The 20,660-nt window shown below is 50.1% G+C and carries 21 protein-coding genes and 7 tRNA genes; 5 read left to right on the forward strand and 23 right to left on the reverse strand.

Annotated elements, in window-relative coordinates; translation table 11 throughout:
- Positions 1–8: 8 nt before the first annotated feature.
- On the reverse strand, positions 9–1,460 hold the full coding sequence (locus JNE38_RS19855) for an ABC transporter permease (protein WP_203255338.1): 1,452 nt from the start codon (positions 1,458–1,460) through the stop codon (positions 9–11).
- 23 nt (positions 1,461–1,483) lie between these two features.
- Complete coding sequence (locus JNE38_RS19860) at positions 1,484–2,185, reverse strand: ABC transporter ATP-binding protein (protein ID WP_203255339.1); 702 nt, start codon at positions 2,183–2,185, stop codon at positions 1,484–1,486.
- Positions 2,186–2,524: 339 nt separating this feature from the next.
- Between JNE38_RS19860 and JNE38_RS19865 the strand changes: the two genes are divergently transcribed.
- Both JNE38_RS19865 and pdxK read left to right on the forward strand, forming a co-directional pair.
- A complete protein-coding gene (locus JNE38_RS19865) occupies positions 2,525–2,701 on the forward strand; it encodes a hypothetical protein (RefSeq protein ID WP_203357819.1) in 177 nt (58 codons plus the stop codon).
- Positions 2,702–2,969: 268 nt separating this feature from the next.
- Entirely contained in the window at positions 2,970–3,785 is an 816-nt protein-coding gene (pdxK, locus tag JNE38_RS19870; protein WP_203255340.1) for a pyridoxine/pyridoxal/pyridoxamine kinase, read from the forward strand.
- A 55-nt stretch (positions 3,786–3,840) separates the two neighbouring features.
- Here pdxK and rarD read toward each other — a convergent pair whose 3' ends face one another.
- Positions 3,841–4,749 (reverse strand): EamA family transporter RarD, encoded by a 909-nt coding sequence (gene rarD, locus JNE38_RS19875; RefSeq protein WP_203255341.1) that lies wholly within the window; start codon positions 4,747–4,749, stop codon positions 3,841–3,843.
- A gap of 255 nt (positions 4,750–5,004) precedes the next feature.
- Here rarD and JNE38_RS19880 point away from each other — a divergent pair, with 255 nt between their 5' ends.
- The gene (locus tag JNE38_RS19880) at positions 5,005–5,913 is read left to right on the forward strand and encodes an EamA family transporter (RefSeq protein ID WP_203352909.1); all 909 of its coding nucleotides are present in this window, start codon (positions 5,005–5,007) and stop codon (positions 5,911–5,913) included.
- A gap of 253 nt (positions 5,914–6,166) precedes the next feature.
- Here JNE38_RS19880 and JNE38_RS19885 read toward each other — a convergent pair whose 3' ends face one another.
- Positions 6,167–6,964 carry a phosphotransferase family protein gene (locus tag JNE38_RS19885; RefSeq protein ID WP_203352910.1) on the reverse strand — a complete coding sequence of 266 codons (798 nt, stop codon included), beginning with the start codon at positions 6,962–6,964 and terminating at the stop codon, positions 6,167–6,169.
- A gap of 309 nt (positions 6,965–7,273) precedes the next feature.
- Between JNE38_RS19885 and JNE38_RS19890 the strand changes: the two genes are divergently transcribed.
- On the forward strand, positions 7,274–7,864 hold the full coding sequence (locus JNE38_RS19890) for a hypothetical protein (protein ID WP_203352911.1): 591 nt from the start codon (positions 7,274–7,276) through the stop codon (positions 7,862–7,864).
- A 200-nt stretch (positions 7,865–8,064) separates the two neighbouring features.
- Here JNE38_RS19890 and JNE38_RS19895 read toward each other — a convergent pair whose 3' ends face one another.
- The 4 genes from JNE38_RS19895 to JNE38_RS19910 are packed head-to-tail and all read right to left on the reverse strand — an operon-like array spanning position 8,065 to position 11,844.
- Positions 8,065–9,075, reverse strand: a complete 1,011-nt coding sequence (locus JNE38_RS19895; protein WP_203352912.1) for a FecCD family ABC transporter permease — start codon at positions 9,073–9,075, stop codon at positions 8,065–8,067.
- Positions 9,072–10,079 (reverse strand): FecCD family ABC transporter permease, encoded by a 1,008-nt coding sequence (locus JNE38_RS19900; RefSeq protein WP_203352913.1) that lies wholly within the window; start codon positions 10,077–10,079, stop codon positions 9,072–9,074. The genes JNE38_RS19895 and JNE38_RS19900 overlap by 4 nt, the downstream gene beginning before the upstream one ends.
- Positions 10,080–10,115: 36 nt before the next feature.
- Positions 10,116–11,048, reverse strand: coding sequence for an iron-hydroxamate ABC transporter substrate-binding protein (locus JNE38_RS19905; protein ID WP_203352914.1), 933 nt, complete (start codon positions 11,046–11,048; stop codon positions 10,116–10,118).
- A gap of 4 nt (positions 11,049–11,052) precedes the next feature.
- The gene (locus JNE38_RS19910; protein ID WP_203352915.1) at positions 11,053–11,844 is read right to left on the reverse strand and encodes an ABC transporter ATP-binding protein; all 792 of its coding nucleotides are present in this window, start codon (positions 11,842–11,844) and stop codon (positions 11,053–11,055) included.
- Positions 11,845–12,038: 194 nt separating this feature from the next.
- Here JNE38_RS19910 and JNE38_RS19915 point away from each other — a divergent pair, with 194 nt between their 5' ends.
- On the forward strand, positions 12,039–13,094 hold the full coding sequence (locus JNE38_RS19915) for an NAD(P)/FAD-dependent oxidoreductase (RefSeq protein WP_203352916.1): 1,056 nt from the start codon (positions 12,039–12,041) through the stop codon (positions 13,092–13,094).
- 114 nt (positions 13,095–13,208) lie between these two features.
- Here JNE38_RS19915 and JNE38_RS19920 read toward each other — a convergent pair.
- The 15 genes from JNE38_RS19920 to JNE38_RS19990 all read right to left on the reverse strand — a co-directional run bounded on the left by JNE38_RS19920 (position 13,209) and on the right by JNE38_RS19990 (position 20,660).
- A tRNA-His gene (locus tag JNE38_RS19920) sits at positions 13,209–13,284 on the reverse strand.
- 16 nt (positions 13,285–13,300) lie between these two features.
- Positions 13,301–13,377 (reverse strand) — tRNA-Met (locus JNE38_RS19925).
- 36 nt (positions 13,378–13,413) lie between these two features.
- Positions 13,414–13,489, reverse strand: a tRNA-Gly gene (locus JNE38_RS19930).
- 28 nt (positions 13,490–13,517) lie between these two features.
- Positions 13,518–13,604, reverse strand: a tRNA-Leu gene (locus JNE38_RS19935).
- A gap of 165 nt (positions 13,605–13,769) precedes the next feature.
- Positions 13,770–13,845: transfer RNA gene (locus JNE38_RS19940), tRNA-Val, on the reverse strand.
- Between the two features lie 49 nt (positions 13,846–13,894).
- Positions 13,895–13,971, reverse strand: a tRNA-Glu gene (locus JNE38_RS19945).
- Between the two features lie 4 nt (positions 13,972–13,975).
- Positions 13,976–14,068, reverse strand: a tRNA-Ser gene (locus JNE38_RS19950).
- Positions 14,069–14,456: 388 nt separating this feature from the next.
- Complete coding sequence (locus tag JNE38_RS31095; protein WP_343071287.1) at positions 14,457–14,588, reverse strand: hypothetical protein; 132 nt, start codon at positions 14,586–14,588, stop codon at positions 14,457–14,459.
- A 487-nt stretch (positions 14,589–15,075) separates the two neighbouring features.
- The gene (gene thiM / locus JNE38_RS19960; RefSeq protein ID WP_428993665.1) at positions 15,076–15,885 is read right to left on the reverse strand and encodes a hydroxyethylthiazole kinase; all 810 of its coding nucleotides are present in this window, start codon (positions 15,883–15,885) and stop codon (positions 15,076–15,078) included.
- A 26-nt stretch (positions 15,886–15,911) separates the two neighbouring features.
- Positions 15,912–16,394, reverse strand: a complete 483-nt coding sequence (locus JNE38_RS19965) for a hypothetical protein (RefSeq protein ID WP_238933385.1) — start codon at positions 16,392–16,394, stop codon at positions 15,912–15,914.
- A 263-nt stretch (positions 16,395–16,657) separates the two neighbouring features.
- Positions 16,658–17,152, reverse strand: a complete 495-nt coding sequence (locus JNE38_RS19970; protein ID WP_203352918.1) for a hypothetical protein — start codon at positions 17,150–17,152, stop codon at positions 16,658–16,660.
- 170 nt (positions 17,153–17,322) lie between these two features.
- Positions 17,323–17,976 carry a YitT family protein gene (locus JNE38_RS19975; RefSeq protein ID WP_203352919.1) on the reverse strand — a complete coding sequence of 218 codons (654 nt, stop codon included), beginning with the start codon at positions 17,974–17,976 and terminating at the stop codon, positions 17,323–17,325.
- Positions 17,977–18,260: 284 nt separating this feature from the next.
- Positions 18,261–18,821 (reverse strand): bifunctional adenosylcobinamide kinase/adenosylcobinamide-phosphate guanylyltransferase, encoded by a 561-nt coding sequence (gene cobU / locus JNE38_RS19980; protein ID WP_203352920.1) that lies wholly within the window; start codon positions 18,819–18,821, stop codon positions 18,261–18,263.
- A gap of 20 nt (positions 18,822–18,841) precedes the next feature.
- Positions 18,842–19,618 (reverse strand): ABC transporter ATP-binding protein, encoded by a 777-nt coding sequence (locus tag JNE38_RS19985; RefSeq protein ID WP_203352921.1) that lies wholly within the window; start codon positions 19,616–19,618, stop codon positions 18,842–18,844.
- A gap of 4 nt (positions 19,619–19,622) precedes the next feature.
- The gene (locus JNE38_RS19990) at positions 19,623–20,660 is read right to left on the reverse strand and encodes a FecCD family ABC transporter permease (protein WP_203352922.1); all 1,038 of its coding nucleotides are present in this window, start codon (positions 20,658–20,660) and stop codon (positions 19,623–19,625) included.

A 20,660-nucleotide genomic window follows, 5' to 3' on the forward strand; every position in this document is an offset into this window, starting at 1 on the left:
ACATTTCCTTATTCAGATCGGATCGCCTGCAGGGCACTCAAGCGCGAAGCTCGAATCGCAGGGAAAATGCCTGCCAATAAACCGATGACAAAGGAGAACCCGATGGCAAACAACGCCAGCCAGCTAGGAATGACCGCGAGCTTCGCTGCCGCCTCCCCTTCTCCTCCTCGTCCATATCCCATATTCAAGCTGTCCATGAGTCCGCCCGCTGAACCGAAGTAGTTCACAAGCTCGACTGCTCCCCAGGCGAGTCCAAGCCCGGTTAATCCACCGATGAGCCCAATAAAGCCGGATTCCATTAAAAACAGCCAGCGTATATTAAACACGGTCGCTCCAATTACTTTCATGATGCCGATTTCCTTTGTCCGCTCTAAAATGGACATGATCATCGTGTTGACGATTCCGATCGTTGCGACCAGCAGGGAGATTGCGGCGATTCCGCCCAGTACGATCTGGATGACGAAGAAGAATTTGTTGATCGTTTCCAGCTCACGGGCGGGGGACCAGACTTCATAGCCCTTTTCTTTGAGAGCTTTCACCACGCTCTCCACTTGTTCGCGCGACTCGACTTTGACCGTCATTTGGTCGAATTCAAAGCGGTCCTGTTTGGCTTGCTCGCGTGTGCGTCGCCCGGAGCCATCGGATGCTTCGTCTCCTCTGCTCCGGTTGACCCACTCGTTCAGCTCCTTCACGACACTGATCGGCACATAGACCGCCGTAGAATAACGATGGTTTTCCGATTTCTGCAGCTGACCGACAACTCGGACGCGCAGTTCCTTCTTTTCATACTTCGGTTCGTCGTCGACGCGGTACTCCCTGCTCAAAACGATCGTCGCTGCCTTATCCACCAGATTCAGCGGTGCTGGGGCTCCGCCTCCCATGTCAGGGGGCGGCATGGGAGCTTGGCCCCTGCCTCTCGCATCGACGTTGCTTCGGCGCGCTTCTCTCTTCTCTTTCTCGACGTCGCGCATTTCCCGCGGAACATCAGACGCGATGACGATTTCTTGCGGAGAGCCGGAAAGGTAGCTCCCTTTGTCGATTTCATTTTTACGATAGGCAGCCGATTCATTGACATCAACGCCGATCAGCTCCACGTACCCTTCCCTTCTGCCCACCTTCAGCTTTGCTTGCTCCTGGAGCCGTTTGACGGGCATGACTGCAGCGATGCCGGGTATTTTCTTCAGCTCCTGAACAGCCTCCATGTTCAGCTTTTTCCGCTCGTCGTCCGGAATCACACGATCTTCCTCGGGAATGTAGTACATGGGCTCTACATCCATCTCCGTCAAATTCCCGAAGTTCTCCAGACTCTTCACTGCGTTTTCCTTCAATCCAAGACTGAGTGCGATCATGGCGACAATCGCAGCCGTCCCGATCATGACCCCGACTGATGTAAGCGCCGTGCGCAGTTTCATCCGCCAAAGATTTCGCCATACAATGCGAAAAGAATCCAATACTTTCACAAACGTTCACCTCATACCCGCAGCTACGCTGGTCTTGTCCTTTTTTGCACGATTCTTCCGTCTTGTAAATAAATGACCCGGTCTGATTGCTCAGCTACCTCTTGCTCATGGGTAACGATGATGAACGTCGTTCCATTTTCCTTGTTCATTTGCCGCATGAGGTTCAGAATCTCTTGTTCCGTCTTGCTGTCCAGATTGCCCGTCGGCTCATCCGCCAAAATGATGCTCGGCTGGTTGACCAGAGCCCGCGCGATACTGACACGCTGCTGCTGCCCGCCGCTAAGCTCGTTCGGCCTGTGGTCGATTCGGCCCGTAAGTCCGACGCGCTCGAGAATTTCAGTCGCCCTGACTCGCCGCTTGCGCACGCTTTCTCCAGCGAAAATCAAAGGGAGCTCCACATTTTCCAAAGCGGTCAAATTCGGTAACAAATTGTACGACTGAAAGATAAATCCCATCCTTTTGCGGCGAAAGAGGCACAGCTCGTTTTCGTTATAACGCGAAATCTCTTCACCGCTGACCATCACACTGCCTTCGTCTGGCCTGGTCAACCCTGCGAGAAGATTCAACAGAGTCGACTTGCCCGACCCTGATGACCCGCAAAGAGCCACAAACTCGCCCTGATGAATGTGCAGGTTGATGTCAAACAGCACGGGCACCTTGATTTTTCCTGTACCATAGCTGTGGTTGACCCCCGTCACCGTCAGCTCTCCTGTTGCATTTGCCATCGCTACTACGCACCTCTTCATTTGGTCAAAATGGAAATTTTGGGTACTCCACACTCTATAGACGAAGCAGGAGGAAAAATGTAACAGCTTCATGGAAACATTTTTCACGTTCACACAGATGCAACATGTTCTTCAAAATTATGTAACAAACCTATAACCTTCTTCGTCTTTACCATTGATACAATAACAGTGTAAGAAAACGATGCCGAGTCCACAGCTATCGAAGAGCTGCCGCGTTTACGAGGAAAGCTTTTGCCGAAGATTTGCCAGATGCGGATGCTGAGGTACTCTTTCCAAAAGCTCTTACACGTTAAAGAAAATACGAGAGGGCAGATCAAGATGACCATGACCATGTATCGCTTTTTATTCGAAACGGCTACAAAAAAATGGGTAGAAATCATTAAGGCACCAAGCATGTTTGAAGCAGCCAAGCAAGCCAAGCAGCTCGCATCCAAACGCGCCAAGTCCATGTCTACGTCGATCCATTTCTCCTTTCAACACGCCGCTTCACGCTAAAACATAGAGCTGCTGACAGCCGCTACTCCTTCACAAGGAGTGCGGTTTTTTATATGTTCGGAAAGAGGCGTATCCGTTCAACACAGCTGCGGTTTCCCCAAAAAATTTGGTACTGCCGAGTTTTCAAACATTTACGGGGGATATTATTGACACCGCCGTAATTTTCCTTTCTAATAGAGGTAGTGCAATACAGTGCAGTACAGTACATGAATCCCCATCCTATCGGGTGCGGTACATTCCTATACGACCACAAAGGGAGATAATGACCATGACTATTCGCAAAGCACTCACGATCGCCGGTTCAGATACAAGCGGCGGCGCCGGCCTCCAGGCTGACCTCAAAACCTTCCAGGAGCTCGGCGTCTTCGGCATGACCGCCCTCACCGTTATCGTCGCGCAGGATCCGCACAACGGCTGGTTCCACGAAGTGTTTCCGATTGATGTAGCCGTCTTGGAAAAGCAGCTGGAAACGGTTCTCACTGGCATTGGCGTAGACGCGACCAAAACAGGCATGCTGGGAACGACTGAGCTTGTGGAACTGGCAGCCCGCAAAATTGAGCAATTCCAATTGAAAAACGTCGTTGTCGACCCTGTCATGATCTGCAAAGGTGCCGACGAAGCTCTGCACCCGGAAATCGCGATCAGCTTGCGAGAAGTCCTGTTGCCCCGTGCGACTGTGGCGACACCAAACCTGTTCGAAGCAGGCATCCTGAGCGGTATCGGCGCACTGAAGAGCGTAGACGATATGAAAGAAGCCGCAAAACGCATCCATGATTTCGGCACTTCCTATGTAGTGGTAAAGGGCGGAAGCAAGCTGCAGCATGACCATGCCGTAGACGTATTCTTCGACGGTCAATCTGTAGAGGTACTGGAATCGGAGCGTTTTGACACAAGCTTTACCCATGGTGCAGGCTGCACTTACTCTGCTGCGATCTGTGCGGAACTGGCAAAAGGCAATTCCGTTCGCGGGGCAGTTTCCGTAGCCAAAGATTTCATTACAGAAGCGATCCGGCACTCCTTTGCCCTCAATCAATACGTAGGGCCGACCAACCACGGAGCTTACCGCCGCTCCAAGCAAGCCTAAATGTAAATGCAAAAAAACTCCTGACCATCTCGTCAGGAGTTTTCTTTTTCTTAAGCTATGCTTGTTTTTTGATGACTACCTCCGAATTCATCGGAACTGACACTGCTTTCTTTCTCATCGAGCTGATGGTAAAGACGACCAGCGCCCCCCAGATCAAGGAGAAGCTGACCAGATGCGTCATGGTGAATTTTTCGCCGAACAAGAAGATCGCGCTCAGCAGCTGAATCGTCGGAGATAAATACTGGATAAAGCCGAGCGTTGACAGCGGCAAGCGCTTGGTCGCCTGTGCGAACCAATAAAGCGGCATGGCCGTCCCCACACCAGCCAGCATGAGCATGGCGAGCTTCCACCCTTCCAGATTCAGAGCGGTCCCCGTTCCATTCGCTTCGATCACGATCATATAGATCAATGCAATCGGAGCCACAAAAACCGTCTCCCAGACCAGGCCGATCATCGCCTCGAGATTGACCACTTTTTTCGCCAACCCGTAAAAAGCAAAAGACAAGGCAAGCGACAGGGCAATCCATGGCATCTGGCCGTATTGGACGGTGATGTAGAGAACACCGAGGGCAGCCATTCCCAATGCAACCCATTGCCCCATGCGAAGCTTTTCCTTGAGAAACACCACGCCCAAAAGCACGCTGATCAATGGATTCATGTAGTACCCGAGACTAGTCTCCATCACCTGGTTGCTATTTACCGCCCAGATATAGAGCAGCCAGTTTGCGCTGATCAAGAGCGAGCATACCAGCAGCGCACCTTTCATTTTCAATCCGGGAGCTGCCGCCCACAGCTTGGTCCATCGCTTCGTAATGATGATGATGATAAGGACAAAAACGAGCGACCACACAATGCGATGCGCGAGAATTTCCCACGCTCCCACGCTTTGAAAAAGCTTCCAGTAAACAGGAAGCAATCCCCAAGCCAAATACGCGATAATCCCGTACAGGACTCCTTGTTTCATCTCTTTTGCCTCCAGCACTCTCCCCGACTTATGGTAGTAGTGTAACGGAATTCCTTGCGATCCGCTATGTATTAACAGCGAGAATACGTCATCTGCACATTTTAGTCCGCTGCTATGGTAATAGTGCACCAGAGCATTTTGCTACCATAGCAGCACAGTAAAGCAAACCACAAAATTTCATTGTATCAATAATTGGCCTATAGTACAATAGGCATTATTCACCTGAGTTCACTATCAAGGAAAGGATTTTCACCTATGACATACTGGAAATCAGTGCTATTGGTTTTACTCGGGGCATGCAGCTACGGAATCCTCTCGTTGTTTATGAAGAAATCCTTCCATTATGGGTTTACTCCCATTGAAATGAGTAGCAACCAGCTGATTTTTGGCGGATTGATCATGTCCATTATGGCTTTTTTCTTTTCCAAGCAGCGATTCCGTATGAAATACGTGCTGACGCTGATTCCGGTCAGCTTGATGATGGCATCCTCCAGCTTTTTCTATCACCAAGCCGTCAGCAAGATGTCTGCTTCGCTCGCCATCGTCTTTTTCTTTCAATTCACGTGGATCGGTGTCCTGCTTGAATCGATCGCTCAGCGCAGGTGGCCTTCCCCTGCCAAATGGGTATCGATCGTGATGCTCGGGGTCGGAACGGTTTTTGCTAGCGGTCTGGGGGAGACAGGCATGCAAAGCATCAGTCTGGCCGGACTTTTATGCGGACTCTTGTCTGGTGCGACCTTTGCGTTCGTCATCTTCTTTAGCGGTCGTATTCTCGCGGAATTAAATCCGTATTTGCGAAGTGCGATTTCCATTAGCTTGGCAGCCATCATGATTGCTGTTGTGTATCCACCAACCTTTCTGATCAACGGCCGCTTGTGGGACGGGCTGTTGCCTTTCGGGCTGCTTGTGGCATTATTCGGCTCCGTCATCCCGATCTTCTGCTTGTCTGTGGGAGTGCCACGCATCGGAAACGGTCTTGCTACCATTCTCAGCGCGGCAGAGCTCCCTGCGGTCGTACTCTTGTCCAGCTTTGTTCTGAACGAGACTGTCACCCTGACGCAATGGGGCGGCGTCCTGATGATTCTCGCAGCGATCGGCGTACCGCAGATCAAGTGGAAGCAGCTGCTGGTCCCCTCTCAACCCGTTCACAAAAAAAGTGCATGATGATGAAAAGGCGTGTGGAACCGGATGTTCCGACACGCCTTTTCTTCGTTTCTGCTCATTTCCGTACCCGGCAGGAAGGACAAGACCCTGAAGCCCAACGTATTGCCTGGAAAGCTCAAAGCTGTACCAATTTATCTTTTTACTTTTGTGCGATTGTAAATGGCAGCTAGAACACTGCCCAAGACCATCGGCAAGTGAAAAAATCTATTTATTGACGGGGTATTGACCAACTCGTTCCTATCCGCTTACCTTTCTAGCGAAGCTGCTGCCGTATTAGAGTGAGGAGAGTGCGTTTCTCCTCATCTGGAACACTCTCACCCAGTCGCGCCGCCATTAGCGGAAGCTCCCACTTAACAAGCTCCTCCCTGCTGAGACCGGTCATTTCTAGATATGTGTCCTCGTACGTTTGTAGCAATAAGGTTCGTAGCTGAGCAAACGCTTGGATAACGACCTCGGGAAGTTCCGCCGGCAAGACCGCGTGCCGAAGTATCATAATCGTCCTGGCTACATCGGCTTGAGCCGGACCACATGCTGCAGTCATCCAGTCTATGACGACAGGCCCCTTCAGACTTAATAGCACATTGCCAGGATGGAAGTCACCGTGACAAAGATGATCCCCATCGGGAAGCTCGGACAGAAGGCTAACGATCGCCTCTCGTAAGGGCTCGAAACCTGAGTGACGAATACCGCTAATCGTATAAGCCAGGCGGCTTTTAATGGAATGCAGTCGTCCGGTTGCCCTGACGCTGTGCACCTTGACGTGAATCTGGGCCAGCTGCCGACCGTATTCAGCAGCTATTTCCGGCTTACTCATCAGTATTTCTAGCATAGAAGGTCCCGGGATCCTCTCATAAGCAAGTCCGGTAAGACCGTCCGTTTCTACAACACCATAAAATGTCGGGGCACCTACCGCCAACTCCTCAATAACTATGCTGTTCCCCCGCTCCAGGTCCAGCAGTTTCGGGTCGTGAAATACTTTAAGGACCTGTTCTGACCCTAGTACATAAATATCCGCGGTGTTGCCTCTGCCAATCCTTTCTCCCAGTCCCATGAAAAACACTCCTAATCCTAGAATAATAATCTTAAGAATTACTATATTCGAATGAGGGATTTAGAAAAATCGGCAATTTCCTTAACCTCCCCCGTTCAATCTAGCAAATAGTAATGTTGTATCGGTGAGGTTTTTTGTGTTTGACTATGGAGGTGGTCATATTGATTAAATAAATACCATTCTAATTTAAGCATGTCCCAAAAAGGTATGGTCCGGTTCATATTAAGTTCACAAAAGAACTTTATTATATCAATTGTCTTTAGAACTTACGTGCTCACTAATATAGAAAAAATTCGGAGGGTGATATATATGAAAAAAATGGGTCTGATGTTAGTAGGAATATTAGGTTCACTCTTGATCCTAGGAGGCACACCTAGCTTTGCGGACAGTGCTTTTGAAAATAAGAAAAATAGTGTTTCTACAGAGGAAACAAAGCAACTTGAACCTCAATATGCAATCGATAAACCAATGGGGAATGGTAATGTTAAACTTGTTGTAGACATTAATTTTCCGTTTGGAAAGGGTTACTATTTGGAGGATAATGGGAAGTACTTGCAGATTCCTAACTCAGGAGATACGATCATTAGCGAGATTACACCATTTCTCTATTTAACAGCTTTTGGATATCCACACGACTTCTTGGTTATTGAGCGCGATAAGAAAGTCAAATCAATCATGTATATTAGCGTATATAACTATTTCCAAGGTCAATTGACGAAAGTTACTTCCTTTAAAACTGAGCAAGCAAAAGATCCTGATATAGATGTCCATGTAGCTCATGAAAAGGGATTTAATGTCTACATTAATGAGCACAAAAATCACGAATTTATATCATCAACCGCTTACGAATTTGATTCTGAAGCGAAATCTTATAAAAAAGTAGGAATTCTTTCAAAATAATTAAGTTTTTAAAGTCGAAATACATAACGAACCTCGTACACAAAGTGACGAGGTTTTTAATTTGCCCGGGTGGCTTTTTTTCTGTGCCTTCTTTGGTATCTTATTAGACGTAAAAAAGCGATTTGCTTACAGTGTTTCATAAAAAAATTCAGTTAACGAAAAAAAGAGCAGAAAGCCGAGGCCTCTGCTCTTACTCGTCACTACGATTTCTTCCACAGTAGGTACAAAAAATAAGGCGCGCCAATCAAGGCAACCATGATCCCGGCCGGAATGCCATCCGGATCGGCGAGATTTCTGCCGATGGTGTCTGCCACGAGCAGCAGCCAGCCACCCAGCACGATCGCTACCGGCACACTCAGCTGATGGCGCGGTCCCACCAGCGCTTTGGCCAGATGCGGTGCCAACAGACCGATGAATGCAATCGCTCCCGTCACCGAGACAGCAGCAGCGGCCAAAGCGACTGCAGCCAGCAGCAGCACGAGCCTTTCTTTCTCGACTGCAAGGCCTACACCTATCGCTACCGGTTCATCTAAGGCAAGCAGATTCAGACGATTCGCTTTATAAATGGAGAAGGGAATGAGAACGAGAAGCCAAGGCAATATCGCCCAAATAAACGGCCAGTCCGCTCCCCAAATATTTCCCGCCAGCCATTTGGCGATAAAGTCCACTTTTGCGCGCTCCGCTGACGATATAAGCACAATCATCACTCCGGAGAGCGCCATGGAAAAGCCGATGCCGATCAGGACCACCCTCACCGGCTGCAATCCGGAGCTTTTGCTGTAGGAGAAGAGATAAATGCATACTGCCGTCAAAACAGCCCCTGCAAATGCAACGAGAGGAAGCAGATAGGCAAAGGCCCCTGCATCGATCGGGATGAATAAAAAGAACAGCGCGATGGCCACCCCTGCACCTGAGTTGATCCCAATGACACCCGGCTCAGCGAGGTCATTTCTCGTCACTCCTTGGAGTATGATCCCTGACAGCGCGAGTGCCATTCCTGCCAGCCACGTGATGAGCAATCGCGGTAAGCGAACCTGAAACAAGACAAACTCTTCTTTGAACGTCCCTTCTCCCAGTAAGGTAGGGATCAAGCGATTGTAGGATAAGGACGAGTACCCCATCCCCATTCCAATCACGATGACTGCGGCGGTCAATCCCAGCAGCACGAGAAGAATGATCCGTTGTTTTCTGATCATAGCCGGATGAATCATAGGAATGACTTCCCCCTTTTGCGCACGATCAACAGGAAGAAGGGCAGTCCCAGCATCGCCACTAGTGCCGCTACGGGAGTCTCATAAGGTGCGTTGATGGTCCTACCGAGTGTATCCGCCAAGAGCATAAAAGCAGCTCCCGCCACAGCAGACATGGGAAGGATGAAACGGTAATCCGTCCCGACCAAAGGACGTACCAGATGCGGAATCATGAGACCGATGAAGGCCATATTCCCGACTAGCGCGACGGATGCTCCTGCAAGCAAGATGATGACGAGAAACAGTACCGTTTTGACCAGCATCGTTTTTTGTCCGAGCCCCACGGCGACCTCTTCGCTCAGGCTGAGCATGGTCAGCTGTCTGGATAAAATCAGAGCTATGATCATTCCGACCGTGATGCATGGAATGATGATTTGCAGCTGGCTCCAGGAGGCTCCGATGGCGCCACCGGCGGTCCACATCGAGACATCCTTTGAAATTTTGAAATGAAGGGCCACCCCTTCTGCAATGGCGTACAAAAATGCAGAAACCGCTGCACCTGCCAGCACCATGCGAAGAGGCGAAAATCCGCCTTTTTTTAAGGAGCCCATGCCGAATACGAGCAAGGCACCCACAGCAGCCCCGATGAAGCATGCGATCATCGTCCCCAAATAATTGACAGACGGCAAGAGAGCGATCGTCACGGCCAGGGCCGCATTCGCCCCTGCCGTCAGGCCGAGTAAGCCGGGATCGGCCAGGGGGTTTCTCGTCATCCCTTGCATAATCGCGCCTGCCACAGACAGGGCTGCTCCTACAAACAAGACTGACACCTCCCGCGGCAAACGGATCTCGCGAAGAAGCGATATCTTTTCTCCTTCCGCCTGCGTCGCGAGTGCCAGCCACACGTCCCATAAAGTGGTGTTCGCTGCCCCAAGCACCATCGACACGGCAAACATCGCGAAAAGGACAACAAGCATAACGACCAGTTTCTGTCCAAAGCGAAAACGACGATTATCATTTGTCATTGGTCTTCTCACTTTTCTTTTCTAAAGGCGTAACCCTTATTTTTTTCCAAGGAAATGATCCTTGAAGAATTCCAGTTGGTACTCGAGCGTAAGCGGATCATTAAAGTAAAATTCATTCATGTTCGCTTCAAACACACGATTGTTTTTCACGGCAGGGATGTTTTTATAGGTATCCGTCTCCTGAAAGGAATTATCCGTGTCTTTGCTTTTGCTCAGGATCAAATAATCTCCCGCGAACTCGGGCATAACCTCCAGAGACAAGGCGTAGTAGCCTTCTTTCTTCGCCGTTTCCTTCACTTTCTCGGGCATGTTCAGCTTCATTTCCTGATAAAGAATCTCCGTTCCGCGCCCCCAGTTGTCCCCGTACACGTAAAGCTGCTTATCGAAGTTCTCAATCACGGATACGGTCGCGGTTTCTCCGATCTTGGCTTTAATCTCTTTACCTGCCTCTTGTGCACGCTTCTTGAAGTCATCCATCCATGCCTTCGCTTCCTTCTCTTTGCCCAGCACTTTGCCAATCTCGATTTGTTGGGTCAGGTAGTCCACCTTCCCGTATGTAAACGTCACTGTTGGAGCGATTTGTTTGAGCTTGTCGAGGTTCTTCACATTCGACAGGCCCAGGATCAGATCCGGCTCCAGCTCGATGATCTTCTCGATATTTTCATCCGATACTTCTGCTACGTCTTTCAGCACATCTCCAAAACGCGGGTTCTTCTTTGTCCAGGAGTCGACGCCGACCAGATTCACATGCAGCGCCATGACACTGCCAGCAAATGACGAAAGCACCACAACCCGTTTGGGGTCGGCAGGCACTTCGATCGGCCCTGATTCGGATTGATAGGTAATGGTTCCGGGTTTCGCTTCCTGCGCGGGTGACCCAGAGGAAGGAGATGCTTGCTGCTGCTGACCACCGCACGCACTGAGGAAGAGCATGAAGACCAACAGGAATGGGAGCGACATTTTTTTCATGTTGTTATTCTCCTTTAGCCAAGTTGTATGTGACACACATCGGTTTGCTTGTTCTCGGATCGCGGCCGATCTCTGCATCAATCTGAAACACTTTTTTCAGCACGTCCGGTTTCATCACTTCTTCGCAGCCTCCAGCTTTGACGACCTGGCCGTCTTTTAAAGCAATCATGTAGTCTGCAAATCGGGCGGCCTGATTCAAGTCGTGAAGCACCATCACAATCGTCCGCTCCTGCTCGATATTCAGCTTTTGCAAGAGCTCCAATACTTCGAGCTGGTGCGCCAAATCGAGATACGTGGTAGGCTCATCCAGGAAGATGATTTCCGTCTCTTGTGCGAGAGCCATCGCAATCCAAACCCGCTGGCGTTGACCACCTGACAGTGCATCGACAGGACGGTATTTGAAGTCTTTTGTGCCTGTGACTTCGAGTGCCCAATCGATCGCTTCATAGTCTTTTTTCGTCAAACGGCCCAGCCCACTCTGATAAGGGAACCTTCCGTACGACACGAGCTCCCCTACTGTAAGTCCACTTGCACTTTGCGGCGTCTGCGGGAGGATCGCCATTTTTTTGGCAAGCACTTTCGTATTCTCTTTGGCTATGCTCTCGCCATCCAAAATGACGGTCCCCGACTGATGGGAAATAATGCGCGTCATTGCTTTCAGCAGGGTCGATTTCCCACAGCCGTTTGAGCCAATGATCGTCGTGATTCTTTTATCCGGTATTTGTACGCTGAGTGCTTTTACAATCAGTCGTTCACCATAGCCAATATTCAGTGCCTCCGTATATAGGCGGACCATGTATGTACCCTCCATTTGCTGAAGAAATAGATAAGGAGTTTCCTTGTGATAATGATTATCAATTTCGTTATTTACTATAAGGGGGTCCTTTTTTTCTGTCAATAGGCAAATGTGGTTGCGAATGGAAGGCAACTCCTATATAATTTGCTGAGAATGAGAATCAGTTACATACATGAATCCAGGAGTGAATGGACATGGATCAACATGAATTGTTTGATGTGACGATCATTGGAGGGGGGCCAGCTGGTCTCTACTCTAGTTTTTATAGCGGGCTTCGCGAGATGAAGACGAAGCTGATCGAATTTCAGCCTCATCTCGGTGGAAAAATTCACGTGTATCCGGAGAAATTGATCTGGGATGTAGGTGGTCAGACACCCATTACGGGAGCAAAGCTTATCGAGCAGGTGGTCGCCCAAGGATTGACTTTTCATCCGGAAGTCGTCTTGAACGAAAAAGTCTCATCCATTTCTCGCAATGAGGACGGAATTTTTGTTTTGCGCGCCGAGTCTGGGAACCTCCATTATTCCAAGACCGTCATCGTTGCCGTCGGTGGTGGAATTCTCACTCCGCAAAAACTGGATGTGGAAGGTGCCGAGAAATTCGAAGTATCCAACCTGCACTACACGGTAAAGTCCATGCATTACTTTCAGGGCAAGACCATCCTCATCTCCGGGGGTGGGAACTCGGCAATCGATTGGGCCAATGAATTGGAGCCTATTGCGGGGAAGGTGTACCTCACGTACCGGAAGGAATCGCCTTCTGCTCATGAAGCGCAAGTCTCCCAGCTCCTGAAAAGCTCTGCCAGCTGCTTTTTCCAGACGACGATTACCCGCTTGGTCGCCTCCTCCACTCGCGAAACGGTCGAGTATGTGGAATTGACGAACCATGAAACCGGAGAGGTCACTACACTGGCTGTCGACGAGGTGATCATCAACCACGGGTACGAGCGGGACTCCAGCCTTTTGAAAAATAGTGAACTGGACATTGCTCTGGTCGATGACTTTTACGTGGAAGCGACTCCAAGCGGCGAGTCCTCCATACCTGGCTTGTACGCTGCCGGTGATATCGTCAAATACAACGGCAAGCTCCATTTGATCGCCGGCGCATTTCAGGATGCTGCCAATGCGGTCAACAAGGCGAAGCAATACATCACGCCCGAGGCAAATTCCTACGCGATGGTCTCTTCCCACAACGAAGTCTTCAAGCAGCGAAATCGCGAATTGGTCAAACAGATGCTGCAAAAATCATGATTCGGACAGCAAAACAGCCCAGCGAGGAGACCTGATCAGGAATCTCCCGGCTGGGCTGTTTTCGTATGTACAAAAAAAGAGTGCCGTAACCGACACTCATTCTCTACCTGTTTATGGGGCGATCGATGGGACTTGAACCCACGAATGCCGGAGCCACAATCCGGTGCGTTAACCCCTTCGCCACGACCGCCATATGAATTGTGAATTGGTAGCGGCGGAGGGAATCGAACCCCCGACCTTTCGGGTATGAACCGAACGCTCTAACCAGCTGAGCTACACCGCCAAAAATGAAAGCTTGCACTATGTCAGCAAAAAAAGATGGAGCGGACGAAGGGTCTCGAACCCTCGACCTTCGCCTTGGCAAGGCGACGCTCTACCAATTGAGCTACGTCCGCATGTAATTTTGAAGTTAGGGATATTGTTTGGTGCGGTCGAGAGGACTTGAACCTCCACGGTGTTGCCACCACTAGAACCTGAATCTAGCGCGTCTGCCAATTCCGCCACGACCGCGTAATGTATGGTGGAGGCTGACGGGATCGCTTCCTACTTGCGCCGCTGCATCGAATCGCTGCGCTGCCAAGCAAGATCAGGTGTACCCGAGCAAATCTCCTGAGTGCTTACTCCGAGGGTGAACCGGTACGGTGAGTTCCCGAGCCGGAACCAATACGAAGTAAATGGTGGAGGCTGACGGGATCGAACCGCCGACCCTCTGCTTGTAAGGCAGATGCTCTCCCAGCTGAGCTAAGCCTCCAGTGTTCCCCAACTAGCGTTGGGTCCCGACACATGTTGTCGGTGTTTTATGGTGACCCGTAGGGGATTCGAACCCCTGTATGACAGCGTGAAAGGCTGCTGTGTTAAACCGCTTCACCAACGGGCCATGATGGCGGATGGAGTGGGATTTGAACCCACGAGACGGGTCGACCCCGCCTACACGATTTCCAATCGTGCTCCTTCGGCCGCTCGGACATCCATCCATTTTTGATTTCCGATATGCTCGGCAAGAATTAATCTATCATATCTTCACTATGTTTTCAAGTGCTATTTCAAAAGTATTTCACTGTTGAAATCTAGCAATTTTAGACGCGCTACCTTTCTTATTGCAGCGAGCAATTAGAAAGCTCGGCAACCTCTAGTATGCGGTTTGCCGAGCCTTCTCCCTAGTCTCAGGCCACCTGTTTCCCTAAATCAGGCGCTCCCCCATGCTTTTTCACGAAATAAGGGCATGCTGCCTAAAGCAATCCAGCTCACACCCCAATACGCTAACAGTAACTCTAAATGGCGTGGTGAAGACGAATGGGCAAACGTAATAAGCAAGGGATAAAATTTCCCTGTTTGTATGGGAACTGGTGCGGCCCAGGATGCTCAGGACCGGGGGCGCCCATCGACGACATTGACCGCTGCTGCAAAAGGCATGATCGCTGCTACGAAAAACGAGGCTATTTTTCCTGCAGCTGTGACCGTGAACTGCTGCGATGCCTTTCCAGCAGAAAGCATGATCTTGGATCCGATAAAGAGCGGGTAGCTGCCATGATTTCCTCTTATTTTTCTCGCAGCAAATGCATTCCTGACAACAGATAAAGCCTTTTGCCAGAATAGTTCCTTTAGTTAATTTTCATACAAAAATTGGTAACATCTTGGACATGATACTGCCACAAATGGTACACAATTCCCAGTATAAATTTGGTACTCTATTGTATGTCCAAGGAGGGTACACACCGTGGAATTGCACTTACGCACAGAAGCCAGCATGGCATTGGCGTTAAAGAGAGAAATCATATGTCATGGAATTTCTCAGTTCTATTTACTTCCGTTTGAAAATGATCAGGTAGAATTCATATTCCTAGCCCTTTCGGAACACCAGAAGAAGCTGCTGTCATTTAGTTTGAGAAACTACAGCTACTCCCTAACATATCTAGCCTAGCGCACGATCATTTTCTCCCCGCTTTGGGGGGATTTTTTTTGCCTTCTGCCAAAGATGCGGTTATTCTGCCAGCTCCAGGATTCCACTCCGGCGAACATCGTCCGGCGTGATGCCAGCCAGCTCATTCAAGAATTGGATCTGAAAGCTTCCCGGACCATCGTTCGCAGCTTTTTTCGCGGCTTGCTCGGCCGCAACACCGTAGCACACCAAAGCGGAGGCTCCTGCGAAGAGAATGTCTTCCTCTACAGCCGCAAATGCGCCCATGACAGAAGTAAGCAAGCAGCCTGTCCCTGTCACTTTGGTCAAAATGGGATGTCCGTTTCGGATCAGATAGGAGCGCTCTCCGTCTGTAATGACGTCGACCTTCCCTGTGATGGCTACGATCGTGCCTAATTTTTTCGCTGCCATCTTGGCCAGAGCGACAACGTCTCCCTTTCCTTCCCCGGCATCGACGCCTTTGATCTGCCATGCCTCCCCGATCACATGGGAAATCTCCGCAGCATTGCCGCGAACAATCGCTGTCGCTACTTGCTTGACAATGCTCTGCGCAGTCTCTGTCCGGTAAGGAGTGGCCCCCGCCCCAACAGGATCAAACAGCACTGGAACCCCTTGATCATTCGCCGACTTGCCTGCGATCAGCATCGCTTCCACGATATGCTCGTCCAACGTCCCCATGTTCAATACCAGCGCACCGGCAATACGTGCCATGTACGCCACTTCCTGTTTGGCGTACGCCATTACCGGTGATGCACCCAACGCCAGAAGACCGTTTGCCGTAAAATTGGTCACAACCACGTTCGTTATGTTATGTATCAATGGGTTTCCTTCTCGAACCTTTTCCAGTACTTGACCGACTCTCTCCATGTTCACAAAAAATGCCCCTTTCTCCAGCTGCGTTAGGACTCGGGTATCATTTTATGTATTTCCAAAACTTCTCCCAGCTCTGGATGATCCCGCTTCACCCCTATGATGATATAGGATCCGTCCACGACAGGCAATTGCCGCGTGCTTCCCGTGACCGCAGTGGACTGCCCATCTTCCCCCATGACTCGAGCGTAAAAATACGGCAGGCCATCTCCCTCATGGATAATCTCGCAGGTTTTCAGCACTCCGTTTATTTTCGTCCGTTCCTCCTCATGCTTGATCTTGTTTTCTTCTACCCACTTCTCCTTAAGCTCCTCTACGGAAAGCTTCTTCCATCTATCCAGAAACGCCCAGTCGTTGGAATGAGGAAAGAGATGCTTTGTTTCCTCTAAAAATTCATTGTATTCCGTATGTAATTGGTCCACGTAATCGTCTACCTCTTCGGAAATGACTCGAATGGAGTCCTCGCCGCAGGTTCGAATGTGGTGCGCAAGGAATTTGAAGGACTCGATCATATCGAAGCTCCCCCATCCCCAGGCCTGTTCGCCGAATACGCCCCCTCGGGTTCGACATTTTTGGCATGTAAAGTAATAGTACGTAGGCATAAGTTCCCCTATCTCCCTTTTTTGTCTCTCTTCTGGTATCGGTAGTTGCTGCGATGGGATTTATGTTACATTCGGACCTATTTTTCTTCCTCTACTGCCAGATTCGCCCTCACCAATGTATCTCCCTGCATCTCATTCCCTATATTTTCTACAAACAAATCAGGATGAATTGCCTAATTCGTAAGATGCTCAGAAGTTCGCGGCTCGTATTTTTCCATCGTATAGGTAAAGAGGCGACGCTCGAACTTTCCTTTTCCCCCGATCAGCTGGTACCACATTTCTCCGATCAGAAGATCTGTAGAAAAGTCCTTGTCCAAGAACGTGCGGATCTTGTCCCTTACGGCTTGCTCTTCTTGTTTCATGTCCTTCCACGAGAGGGCCAGGACGAAATACGTTTTTCCATCAACCAGTTCCAATACTTCCAGCCGGAGCAGGTTTTTCTTTTTCGCATTGAGCTCCGCCACCACCTTTTTCAAGCTGTTCTCCACGTTCACATGGTACTTGAGCGCTTCTGTCCAGCTCGAAATGCAGGAATCATACAAAGAGAACGTGAGGATGAAATGGATTGCATAATCCTCGGGAACAAAATCTTCTTCCAGCCCTTCCTTGCTTTCTTCCTTGGGGACGACCACAAATTCCTTGTATTGACCAAAGAAATTTTCGCTCATAGCAGTTCCTTTCTGTTGCCTGTATCGATCGGTTAGACTTATTTGATAGTATCTGCCGGACGCGCTCATTCTACGGTGCCAATATTTGTACAAAAAGACCTTGCCAGCTGCATCAGGCAAGGTCTTTCGCGTTCGCTTTCTATTTACATGTTCTTCAACATTGCTCTTCATTATCTGTGCGTCATGGATACGTTGCCATGCCCATGACCCTCTTCACTGATCTCGACAGCCGCTCCCGATTCAACCGTCCACGTGATCACACGGCTGGAAATGACAACTGCCAAAATGGTGAACATCATTTCTTTCACAGGTACATACCAGAACGACAGCGTCAGTACCAAAGCATCAAACAACAGGAAAATGGTACCGATCGACAGTCCGGTGTACTTGCTAAGTAAAAGAGACAAGATATCGTCTCCTCCAGTTGCGGCCCCATAGCGCAGAACCAGTCCCGTACCCAATCCGGTGAGAACACCTGACAGAATCGATGCGACCGGCATCATTCGGCTAAGGTCAATGACGATGGGGGAAAATCGCTCAAACAGATCGTAAAAAACAGTAAACGATAAAGATGCAAAAATCGTATCCCAGATAAACTGACGTCCTCTCACCAGCCATGCCACCAAAAACAGTGGGATATCCAGCAAGAGCATCATGGTCGCCGGGGACAGGTCAAACGCGTATTTTGCTATCAGACCCAGACCGACGAAACCACCTTCAGACAAGTGGTTTTGAAAATTAATGTGAAAATACGTGAAAGCTAACAATAATGCTCCAAACAAAATCAAACTGTATCGTCGTGTTACCTGCAGCGCTCTCCTCATCTTGAATTCCTCGCAATTTTGTCGATTTTGGCACAGACGGCCAACCGACTAAGGAGGAAATTCGCAAGTATAAGTCGCTACTCATACAAAAGACCTCGCTTCCGTAGTAGGTTGGTCGTCAAAGTGACGAGCGACTACTACGAAGCTAGATGTAGGAGAGGTCATAACGTTTCCAGATCGTCCTGTGGGGACGCATGGTATCCTGATCCCTTCCATTGCTTTTCTTACATTATATCATTAGAAAGCGTGAATATGCCAACCTTTTTGGCAAGGTTGCCCGCCTCTTACATCTTGAACTCCCTGCTTTTCAATTCGATCGGAATGCCTGCCGTGACGAGGAACACACGGTCACTCACAGCCGCCATCCGCTGATTCATGACGCCTGCGAGATCCCGAAAAATACGACCCAGCGGATATTCTGGCACGATTCCATAGCCGACTTCATTTGTGACCAACAGCAGCGTCCCAGGGAATGTCAGAAGAGTCTGCTCCAAACGATCGAGCTGCACCAAAATCCGCTGCACGGCATCGTGCTGGCCGCAACGCATGAGCCAATTTGACAGCCACAAAATCAAGCAATCCACAAGCACGACCGTGTCCGCAAGCTCGTTATCATCGGCCAGCTTTTTTAACACTGCATCCAGCTCGAATTCCTCCTCGATCGTTTCCCATCGAATCGAGGACATTTCCCTGCGCTGCTGGTGCTCCAGAACCCTCGCCTGCAGCTCATCATCGAATACGGGGGACGTTGCGATGTAGATGCCTGCTGAGCCGAGCTTGGCAGCGTACCTTTCTGCAAACGTGCTTTTTCCGCTTTTGGCGCCGCCTGTAATCAGCACAACCATTTTTGCATGCCCTCCTTGGACTAGGTACCGGATTGCAGGATGATTTGAGGGAGCTGATGAACGGGGTGCTCCATTACGATCGGTCGCGTCCCGTATACTTGTTCAATCAAGCTGCTTTGCAGGATGTCGCGAGGATCTCCTACACGGATCTGATTGCCTTTATGCACCATCAGGATGCGATCACAGTAAAGGGAAGCGAGATTCAAGTCGTGCAGCACGGCCACCACGGTGACCTGTGTATTCTTTTGCCAGCTGCGCACGATATCCATCAGCTGGATTTGATAGCCGATATCGAGATACGTCGTCGGCTCATCGAGCAGGAGCAGCATCGGCTTTTGCACGAGGGATTTCCCAAGGGCAACACGCTGCTTTTCTCCTCCGCTCAGCTGGTCGAGCGTCCGATCCTCCAGCTCTGCCAGTCCGAGCATGCCTACAATTTCATCAATCAGTGGAGTGGGATCCTCTGCTTCTTCGCCCAGCCAATTTTGATAAGGAAAACGTCCCATCTCCAATACTTCACGCACACGAAAGCCGACCGGGGGGAGCGCTTCTTGCTCGAGAACCGCCAGAAGACGGGCAAGAGCTTTGCGCGAATAGGAGCCGATCGGCTTTTCCGCTATCAAAATCTCTCCTCCATCGGGCGAAATGACGCCGGAAATCATTTTCATCAGCGTCGATTTGCCGCTGCCATTTGGTCCGATGATGCCAAAAAACTCTCCTCGCTCCACCGCGAAGCTCACGTCTGTCACAACGGATTTCCCGTGAAAAGACTTGTGCAAGGCTTTGACCTCGATCATCCGGCTACCTCCCCCCTGTTCGTTTGTTCTTTTTCAGCAAGTATGCAAAAAACGGAGCTCCCAAAAACGCGGTGACTACGCCAAGCGGTATCTCCGTCGGAACGAGAAGCATTCTCGCAAGCGTATCGGCCCAGAGCACATAAATCCCGCCAAAGATCGTCGCCATCGGTATCAGGATACGATAGTCCGGCCCCACCAGCATGCGGACCAAATGAGGAACGACCAGACCGACGAAGCCGATGATGCCTGAAATGGATACCGCAGCAGCCGTAACCAAAGTCGAGACAACCAGCACGATCAGCTTCGTCCGATCGACATTCACGCCCAAATGCGCAGCCTGCCTTTCTCCCAGCGCAAACAGGTTGAGCGCACGAGAGTATGCAATCAAAATGACGAAACTGACGATCAGATACGGCAGCAGGACATAGGTAAAGGACCAGCCGCGAAATGACAGGCTACCCATCAGCCAGAACACGATCTCGTTGACCGTCTGATCGGACAGCGAAACCATAAAGGATACCAATGAGCCCAAAAAAGCCTGTACGACGACCCCAGACAAGAGCAATGTCTCTGTCTGCAGCTTGCCCTGCGTGTTGGCCAGCCTCATGACAATCCAGAGGCTGAAAAAGCCAGTGAGAAATGCCAAGACAGGGGTGCTCCATTCACCAAGGAAGGGGATCTGCAGTCCAAACAGAATCAAAAAGGCAGCCCCAACAGCCGAACCGGAGGCGACTCCCATGGTGTAAGGATCAGCCAAGGAATTGCGCAGGACTCCCTGAAACCCTGCTCCAGCCAAGGACAGACACGCTCCGACCAATACAGCCAGGACAACCCGGGGAAAACGAACCTTCATCACGATCTGTTCGGCTGATTCCGGCCAACTCCCTGCACCCATGTTTGAAAAACCGGGAATCTGGTGCAGCAGAATCAGCCACACCTGAGAGAGCGGCAGATTGGCTGCCCCTAGGGAAATGCTGATGATGACAGATGCGAGCAACAGCAGGAAGCCCGCCCCTATCCAAGCAATCAGTCTTCCCCTCAT

Origin of the sequence: Brevibacillus choshinensis, assembly GCF_016811915.1 — a bacterium.
Taxonomy (GTDB): Bacteria; Bacillota; Bacilli; order Brevibacillales; family Brevibacillaceae; genus Brevibacillus; species Brevibacillus choshinensis_A.